The following is an 8,035-nucleotide window of genomic DNA, read 5'->3' on the forward strand; positions in this document are numbered from 1 at the left end:
TCATTCGTTCTCATGTTATACTCATAATCGTAAAATAACATTTGTAAACCCTTGTTACAATAGGCTTTCTTATCGTTTATCAATATGACATGTATGTGTTAATTTTAAATGAAATGCCCTTAATAATCTATGTAAAAGATATGGCTATTTTAAAGATATAAAGAATGAATAGGGCTTAGATGACATTTCTAAGCCCTTTATTTTATTTCCCCTCTAGCTTATGCACACGCCAGCCTAACCCTTCAATATAATGTAGCTCACCAACATACTTCGCAAACTCATTTGAATCACCGATTGGCACCGTCATCTCGAAACTTTTTACATTCCCTGTACTTGAAAGTTCTTTAATCGTTGTCCTACCCCAATCTAATAAACTTCCCCCATCCGCATCTGGTTGTATTAACACGCCTTTATATTCAATAATCCCTAACGTTTCAATTAAATGATTTGCTTGTTCCTCTGTGTATACTGCCCCTAAATATGCTTTTAATTTCTCCGCCGTATTTAATGTTTCTGCCATGTAACGGTAATATTGATCGTTATAAGTAAATATAGTGCTATCTCGCTTCCCTTCACCACCACTTACGACATACCAATAACTCGTTTGTGATCGATGAAACAGTGCTAATGCCTCTTCAGATGTTAATGTAACTGGCTCATGATTTGCTTTTGTTTCAAGACGATGCACGCGCCAGCCCTTTCCTTTTACAAAGTGGAGTTCCCCTAGGAGTGTCTCGTATTCTCCCTCTTCTCCAATTGGGACTATCATTTCATAGCTTCTCATACTTGCTGTTCGTACGGTTTCTTTAGTTGTTGCCTTACGCCAGTTTAATAAGCTACCTCCATCTGCATTCGGCTGTGCTAAAAAGCCGCTATGTTCAATAATCCCTAATGTTTTGATTAATCCTTCTATTTGTTCACCTGTATATACCGTTCCTAAATACGCCTGTAACTTTTCCATCGTATTGAGCGTTTCAGCCATGTAGCGGTAATCTACCCCTTTATAAGTAAAGGTTGCTTCATTTCGTTTTCCTTCGCCCCCCATCACTACATACCAATAGCCTTGTTGTGCTTCTTCAAACAATGACTGTGCATTGTCTGTTGTAAATTGGATACCATCATCCCCATGTAAATGCGGGTTCTTACTTATAGAGACGATCTTATAATCCATATAACCGTTACGTGTAATTAACATATATAATTGGTTTTCCCCTTCATTTAGGAATCCACTCGTTTCGAGATGGACCAATTCCGCTTTCACTGTAACGGCAAATTCTACTTCCCCGTTTAACCTTGCTACTTCTTTTACTTCCACTAACTCCAGATTTTTTAGTTGTTTTGCTAACAGAGCTACATCAAATTTGTGATCAACAAATAGATTTTGTGCTTCGCTAGGATTGGTTAAAGCGTTGCTAAATAATAGCACAGCCGGGTTTACGTTAAACGGAATATTATATTGTGTTGGCAAGAAGTCTGTACTCAATGCACGCGCGATAAAAGCTGAAAACTGTGCTCTCGTTACTTTTTCATTTGGCTTAAATGTGCCATCTGAATACCCTTTTGCAATATCATGCTCCGCTAAACTGGCTATTGCTTGATAGCCTTTCGCTGTTTTGGGCACATCTTTAAATTCAAATTGCCCTATACTTTCTAGTTGAAAAGCGTTTGCCATTGCTTCTGCAACAGCTTCCCTTGTTAACTGCTCATTTGGATTAAAATTTCCCCCTGCTGGAAAAATTCCTGCTGCCACTGCTGCCGCAATTTCTTGATAAGCGGTGTGCTGTTTGGATACATCTAAAAAATGCGGATCTGGATTATTCGTCGTCTGTAACTGTAACGCTCTCACTAGCATTGTCGCAGCTTGTGCTTTCGTAATCGTTTGCTCTGGTTGGAATGTGCCATCTTTATAGCCTTTAATGATGCTTTGCTCGACTAAGAAGGTAATCTCCTCTTTTGCCCAATACTGATGCTGTACATCTTGAAACGTTGCAGCTGATGCATTAATTCCGCCAAAAAGAAGGCACCCTGTTAGTATTGCTACTGCCGTTCCCCTTTTAACATTTCTCCACATGTTAGCTCCCCCTAATGAATATTATCGTATTGCAAGTCAATCTGGCGTATACATGACAACTAATTTACCGTGCATTATGTTATTATTTAGTATTATTTGTTTGTAAAATTAATCCTTCTCATTTAATGAAATAACCCCATTAGTTTAATTTTACTCAACATTATATACAATATGAAGGTATACTCAATAAGATTACACAAATATCATATTTTATTTTTAATTAAATTGAACATTAAATGTAAATTTATGCCCCTCTGCCCTGAAGTTCATAATGGTTCAGCTACAAACAACAAAAAAGAGTTCTCAAATGAATGAGAACTCTCCATCTATCTGTAAAGTGGCATGTATGTATCAACAAAGTTGAGCGTTTCTTTATACAGCCTTTTTAGCCTCTTAAACTGTCTTTACTTGATCCGTTTCAGCACCTTGATTTAATGCCAAAAGTAATTTTTCTGCATCATCTTGTAAATCGACAAGACTCTGTGCCTCTTGAACTAGTTTTTGCATTGTACTTAATTCATCATCGCTAATTTCAACTAACTCTTCAAACATTTCAACGGATTCCCTGGAAATGAACGAAATGTCTCTCATAGCAGACATAATTTGCTGAGAGCTTGACGATAATTCTTCCGTACTTGCAGATGAATTCGCATTATTATCAGCAATAATTTTTATAGTTTCTACAATTTTTTCGAACATCGTGCCAATTTCTAAAATGGTTGTATTCGTTTGTGCAAACTCTTCTGTTCCTTGATTCATTGATGTGACGACTTTGTCCGTCTCTTCTTGAATATTTTTTACAATATTCGATACTTCAGCAGCTGACTGACGTGATTGTTCAGCTAATTTACGCACTTCATCAGCAACTACAGCAAACCCTTTGCCGTGCTCACCTGCACGAGCTGCTTCGATCGCTGCGTTCAATGCTAATAAATTAATTTGCTCTGAAATCCCTGTAATAACTTTTACAATCATACCAATTTCATGCGATTTTTCCCCAAGTATATTGATTGCATCAAATGTTGTATTAATCGTTTGATTAAATTGCTCCATTTTTACCATCGAATCTTTTAACTTTTCGTTACCTTCTTGCGTCAATTCTAACGTTGTATTGGATTGCTCTGAAATTTGGTTTGATCTGATAGATAGTTCTTCGATCGCTTCTGTCATATCTTCGATCGAAGTAGAGCTCTCTTCAGTAGCAACTAATTGCTTTTTCAATCCTTTCCCTACCTCATCGATTGCAGCCCTTACAATATCAGCCTTCTCAGCTGCATATTCCCCATGTTCCGTAAGGTTCTCACCTTTTTCATTCACATTTTTTGCGAATGAATAAAATTGCGCTGTTACTTGATCTACTGATAATTCCCCCATTCCGTTTATAACCTCATGCGTTATATCGGAATGACGTTTAAGCGAAAAATATTGGTAACCAAAATACAACGATGTACATAATAAAACTACAATAATCCCCAGCATAATCGCTTCCATGAAAAAAAAATCTCCTATTCTACTAATGTATTAACGATGAAATTTTAAAGTTCTTTTACAATGATGTAAATGCCATCTGCTACAGTCGATGGAATATGACTTAACCGCTCATTGTTTTCGTATTTATGAACAATATAGTTTCCTTCTACGTCTACATATTTTGTCATGCCATGATACTTCTCCATCAAACGCATGGACTTCGGATTTGTTGCTTCTCCTAACACAAGTCGTAAGCCTTCTTTTGTTGCTCTTTCTATTAATATATCGCTTAAACTTTGTACAATGTCATGACGATTATGCTCCGCAATGACACCTAATAAAAATAAATGCAGTATTTCTCCATCTTCCATATCTTTCCCATAGCGCTTTTTATAATCTTCTAGGAAACGAATATCGATATCCTCTAATACACGCATTACTACATTCATATCAGCAAACGTGCCGTCAAAAATATCCCCTTCAATAATTTCAAGGGCATTTGTATCCCCAACCAGTGCACCTACCACATTTTTCTCTTCATCTAGTGCAACAGCACAGTAGCCTTGGTGAGCATTTGTCTCGATATATTCCTTTGTAAATTGATAAAAATCTTCGTAAGGTAATTCTAGGGCGTACCCAATGATTGGTTCTTGCACCCATTTGCCAGCAACATCTACTCCAATAAATGTGCTTGCGATACACGCTGCTGCTTTTTCAATTAAATCAGACTGGTCCTTTGTAAGGATTTCATATGTATATAAAGCTTCAATCGTTTGCATGGTAAAATTCCTCTCTAAGATGTCATTATAGTTCATTCAAGACTAACGCATTGCTAATTGCGAAACATTATCCACTACTGTTCCTGGGAAGTTAACTCCCTCTAAAGCATTTCGCACTTGCACATATGCAATTTTAGAGCGTGGATTAACAATCACAATATCTTTGAAACCTAGTGATGCATAAAACATGAGTGTTTGCCCTAGCTCTGCCGAAATCTTTGAAGGAACAGGTGATTGATAAGTGCCATCCGCTACAAATGTATACGCATGTTTCGGTACTTTTGCCAATGTCTCTTGCAAATCGTTTAAATATTCCTCTACAACTTCCGCTTTCAGAAACCCTTGTATTTGAACGTGTAATTCTTTTTTTGCTTCATAAATCGCCATTTTATATTTCGGTTTATCAACGACTATCATCTCTAATCTCCTTTTTATCGTTAGCTATCCTTCCATTGATAGCGTTTGCATGTTTTTATGTGAATGCTACTCAAACAACTACACCAAGATAGCATTCCACCTGTGACTATGACTGATTGCACCTATTGCCTAACGTTTTCTAAACAAAAAAAAACTATCCCTTATAATAATTAGGATAGCCAACCAATCACTTATGATCTTGGCAACCCGACTATCATTATCCAGAAGGATGTTAGACTCGTAGCTTTGCGTCCTTATCTTTCGACAAGTTTGCCTTTTTCAATTTAAAGAAAAATCATAATAATACCACATTAATATGTTAATAGTATAAATTATTTGTAATTTTTTTTCTATACTAGTACTTTTTCTAAAGAATATTAGACTCATTCGAGTATTTTTTTGATAATAATTAGAAATAAGTAAATAATAAGGTAGCATTAGAAGATTATATAAAGAGGTAGTTTCTACTCCTTCTCTGGTGGCAAGGAGAGTAAGAAAGGAGGTAGTGTGGAATTATTTTACCACTACTTATATCCTATATTTACCATATTATGAGAAGAACAATAACAATCATTGTTATAAATAAAAAATAATCATCTACGGAGGAGTAAATTATCACCAAAGAAATTTATGAAAGGAGCTAATGCGCCAAAATAAACAGTCGAACACAATTATTGACGTTACTATATCTACGTGTGAAGAGATATTTTACAATAAGTGAAAACACCTCAAATGGATTGGTAGTCTATCGTGCTAAATCAAAGTACAAGGTAATTAGTAACTCAAATGAAAAGAAACTACAGTTTAGGCACAATCCGCTCTTTATACGTTTTTTGTCTCTTATATAGAGTTTACATTCATTCCTTATACCTTGAACACAAACTCCTGCTAATTCGCTCCTACACATACCTGTTTCGAGCAATAACAGCATAAACATATAATTCCTTACACCCACAAAAGAATGTAAATGCGGCTGCTGTAAAAGCACTTATAATTGTTCATACTTAAAGGGCTCAACTACTTTTATTCCGTCTTATAGTGTGCCGTTTACGATACAAAAATTTAAAGATGCTCTAATGGCTTTTAAACGTGTGTTAATTGTTACTGTTGATATTCCTTTTTTCTTGCAGATGCAGGATTAAACTCTTTTTCTCTAAGCATTTTGTAAAAAAACAATAATTCATTTCTGGAATACTAGATTGTTTGAGATCTTAAACTTCTGATTAGACAATCATTAACAAATAAAAAGCCGTTTGAAAATCAATCTCTTTGATCACTTTTGTTATGTTATTAATTTATAATTTCTGGGTAGATTATTTGTTTTTACGCCTTACCATAATAATCCTTCCTTGTTTATGACAGGATACGCATATGATTTTATGTAAGAATCTTATTTAAGATAAATAAAAAACGCTCCTTACAACAATGTGTAAGAAACGTTGATTTCACTGCATTCGCAAGCAGTCTCATGATACCGGTAGTCGGGGTCGAACCGACACTCCAGAAGGAACACGATTTTGAGTCGTGCGCGTCTGCCAATTCCGCCATACCGGCATAATTTTATTAGAGTAAAATTAAGATAAAAAAAAACCGGATACCCGATTTCAATAAAATTCTGGAGGCGGCTACCGGATTTGAACCGGTGATAAGGGTGTTGCAGACCCGTGCCTTACCACTTGGCTAAGCCGCCAGAGAATATTGGAGCGGAAGACGGGGTTCGAACCCGCGACCCCCACCTTGGCAAGGTGGTGTTCTACCACTGAACTACTTCCGCGAATGGCTGGGGTACTAGGATTCGAACCTAGGCATGACGGAATCAAAATCCGTTGCCTTACCGCTTGGCTATACCCCAACAATATTTTATAATTATTATTTTATAGAATGGGGCGACTGAAGGGAATCGAACCCTCGAATGTCGGAACCACAATCCGATGCGTTAACCACTTCGCCACAATCGCCACTATATCAATGAAGATAAAGGATGGGGCGGATGAAGGGAATCGAACCCTCGAATGTCGGAACCACAATCCGATGCGTTAACCACTTCGCCACAACCGCCATTGTTCTTCTTAATTATTTGAGATAAAAAATTGGCAGGGGCAGTAGGAATCGAACCCACACCAAAGGTTTTGGAGACCTCTATTCTACCGTTGAACTATGCCCCTAAATGGTGGAGGGGGACGGATTCGAACCGCCGAACCCGAAGGAGCGGATTTACAGTCCGCCGCGTTTAGCCACTTCGCTACCCCTCCAAAATGGTGCCGGCGATAGGAGTCGAACCCACGACCTACTGATTACAAGTCAGTTGCTCTACCAACTGAGCTACACCGGCAATTTGGAAATATGGTGGGTCAGGACGGAATCGAACCGCCGACACTTAGAGCTTCAATCTAATGCTCTACCAACTGAGCTACTGACCCATATAAATATAATTTAAAATAAATGGCGGTCCCGACCGGGATCGAACCGGCGATCTCCTGCGTGACAGGCAGGCATGTTAACCGCTACACCACGGGACCTTTTGGTTGCGGGGACAGGATTTGAACCTGTGACCTTCGGGTTATGAGCCCGACGAGCTACCGAACTGCTCCACCCCGCGATAATACTATTAAAATGATATGGTGGAGGATGACGGGCTCGAACCGCCGACCCCCTGCTTGTAAGGCAGGTGCTCTCCCAGCTGAGCTAATCCTCCATCTGGGTTTATTTAAATGGTGACCCGTACGGGATTCGAACCCGTGTTACCGCCGTGAAAGGGCGGTGTCTTAACCACTTGACCAACGGGCCAATAATGTAATATTTAGGCTGGCGGAGAGTAAGGGATTTGAACCCTTGAGACAGTGTTAACCGCCTACACGATTTCCAATCGTGCTCCTTCGACCTCTCGGACAACTCTCCAAGAAGAATGGCTCCGAAGGTAGGACTCGAACCTACGACCAACCGGTTAACAGCCGGTTGCTCTACCACTGAGCTACTTCGGAATATTTTTATTAGTAAGCCTAGCGATGTCCTACTCTCACAGGGGGAAGCCCCCAACTACCATCGGCGCTAAAGAGCTTAACTTCCGTGTTCGGTATGGGAACGGGTGTGACCTCTTTGCCATCATCACTAGACTTTTGAAAGACATTTTAAATTATATCATACTGTAAATTAGTATTCAAGTATTTTAATTTTTTGTTCTTTCAAAACTGGATAAACGGTGCATTGTGCACAACACAAAATGTGGTTAAGTCCTCGACCGATTAGTATTCGTCAGCTCCATGTGTCGCCACACTTCCACCTCGAACCTATCTACCTG

Annotated in this window: 4 protein-coding genes, 16 tRNA genes, 1 rRNA gene and 1 riboswitch; all 21 genes read right to left on the minus strand. The window is 38.5% G+C overall.

Annotation, left to right across the window (positions count from 1 at the left end; genetic code table 11):
- Positions 1 to 202: 202 nt before the first annotated feature.
- Positions 203 to 2,071 (minus strand): DL-endopeptidase inhibitor IseA family protein, encoded by a 1,869-nt coding sequence (locus tag AAGS61_RS11400; protein ID WP_391371636.1) that lies wholly within the window; start codon positions 2,069 to 2,071, stop codon positions 203 to 205.
- 393 nt (positions 2,072 to 2,464) lie between these two features.
- Complete coding sequence (locus AAGS61_RS11405) at positions 2,465 to 3,562, minus strand: methyl-accepting chemotaxis protein (RefSeq protein WP_391371639.1); 1,098 nt, start codon at positions 3,560 to 3,562, stop codon at positions 2,465 to 2,467.
- Positions 3,563 to 3,606: 44 nt separating this feature from the next.
- A complete protein-coding gene (locus tag AAGS61_RS11410; RefSeq protein ID WP_391371642.1) occupies positions 3,607 to 4,320 on the minus strand; it encodes a hypothetical protein in 714 nt (237 codons plus the stop codon).
- A 42-nt stretch (positions 4,321 to 4,362) separates the two neighbouring features.
- Positions 4,363 to 4,737, minus strand: a complete 375-nt coding sequence (locus tag AAGS61_RS11415) for a hypothetical protein (RefSeq protein ID WP_391371645.1) — start codon at positions 4,735 to 4,737, stop codon at positions 4,363 to 4,365.
- A gap of 198 nt (positions 4,738 to 4,935) precedes the next feature.
- Positions 4,936 to 5,022: riboswitch (cyclic di-GMP riboswitch) on the minus strand.
- Positions 5,023 to 6,209: 1,187 nt separating this feature from the next.
- Positions 6,210 to 6,291, minus strand: a tRNA-Leu gene (locus tag AAGS61_RS11420).
- A 62-nt stretch (positions 6,292 to 6,353) separates the two neighbouring features.
- Positions 6,354 to 6,427: transfer RNA gene (locus AAGS61_RS11425), tRNA-Cys, on the minus strand.
- Positions 6,428 to 6,436: 9 nt separating this feature from the next.
- A tRNA-Gly gene (locus AAGS61_RS11430) sits at positions 6,437 to 6,511 on the minus strand.
- A gap of 3 nt (positions 6,512 to 6,514) precedes the next feature.
- Positions 6,515 to 6,589, minus strand: a tRNA-Gln gene (locus tag AAGS61_RS11435).
- A 30-nt stretch (positions 6,590 to 6,619) separates the two neighbouring features.
- Positions 6,620 to 6,695, minus strand: a tRNA-His gene (locus tag AAGS61_RS11440).
- A gap of 24 nt (positions 6,696 to 6,719) precedes the next feature.
- Positions 6,720 to 6,795: transfer RNA gene (locus tag AAGS61_RS11445), tRNA-His, on the minus strand.
- Between the two features lie 33 nt (positions 6,796 to 6,828).
- A tRNA-Trp gene (locus AAGS61_RS11450) sits at positions 6,829 to 6,902 on the minus strand.
- Positions 6,903 to 6,905: 3 nt separating this feature from the next.
- Positions 6,906 to 6,989: transfer RNA gene (locus AAGS61_RS11455), tRNA-Tyr, on the minus strand.
- A 4-nt stretch (positions 6,990 to 6,993) separates the two neighbouring features.
- Positions 6,994 to 7,069, minus strand: a tRNA-Thr gene (locus tag AAGS61_RS11460).
- Positions 7,070 to 7,081: 12 nt separating this feature from the next.
- A tRNA-Phe gene (locus AAGS61_RS11465) sits at positions 7,082 to 7,157 on the minus strand.
- Between the two features lie 23 nt (positions 7,158 to 7,180).
- A tRNA-Asp gene (locus tag AAGS61_RS11470) sits at positions 7,181 to 7,256 on the minus strand.
- Positions 7,257 to 7,259: 3 nt separating this feature from the next.
- A tRNA-Met gene (locus tag AAGS61_RS11475) sits at positions 7,260 to 7,336 on the minus strand.
- Positions 7,337 to 7,356: 20 nt separating this feature from the next.
- Positions 7,357 to 7,432: transfer RNA gene (locus tag AAGS61_RS11480), tRNA-Val, on the minus strand.
- A gap of 17 nt (positions 7,433 to 7,449) precedes the next feature.
- Positions 7,450 to 7,524: transfer RNA gene (locus tag AAGS61_RS11485), tRNA-Glu, on the minus strand.
- Positions 7,525 to 7,543: 19 nt separating this feature from the next.
- Positions 7,544 to 7,635: transfer RNA gene (locus tag AAGS61_RS11490), tRNA-Ser, on the minus strand.
- 8 nt (positions 7,636 to 7,643) lie between these two features.
- Positions 7,644 to 7,718 (minus strand) — tRNA-Asn (locus AAGS61_RS11495).
- Positions 7,719 to 7,734: 16 nt separating this feature from the next.
- A 5S ribosomal RNA gene (gene rrf, locus AAGS61_RS11500) occupies positions 7,735 to 7,850 on the minus strand.
- Positions 7,851 to 8,035: the final 185 nt, after the last annotated feature.

It is taken from the genome of Lysinibacillus sp. KU-BSD001 (assembly GCF_042920265.1).
Classification (GTDB): domain Bacteria; phylum Bacillota; class Bacilli; order Bacillales_A; family Planococcaceae; genus Lysinibacillus_B.

Coding starts and splice junctions, on each gene's coding strand:
- AAGS61_RS11405 (WP_391371639.1), bottom strand. CDS start 3,562: ATGGAAGCGATTATGCTGGGGATTATTGTAGTTTTATTATGTACATCG.
- AAGS61_RS11400 (WP_391371636.1), bottom strand. CDS start 2,071: ATGTGGAGAAATGTTAAAAGGGGAACGGCAGTAGCAATACTAACAGGG.
- AAGS61_RS11415 (WP_391371645.1), bottom strand. CDS start 4,737: ATGATAGTCGTTGATAAACCGAAATATAAAATGGCGATTTATGAAGCA.
- AAGS61_RS11410 (WP_391371642.1), bottom strand. CDS start 4,320: ATGCAAACGATTGAAGCTTTATATACATATGAAATCCTTACAAAGGAC.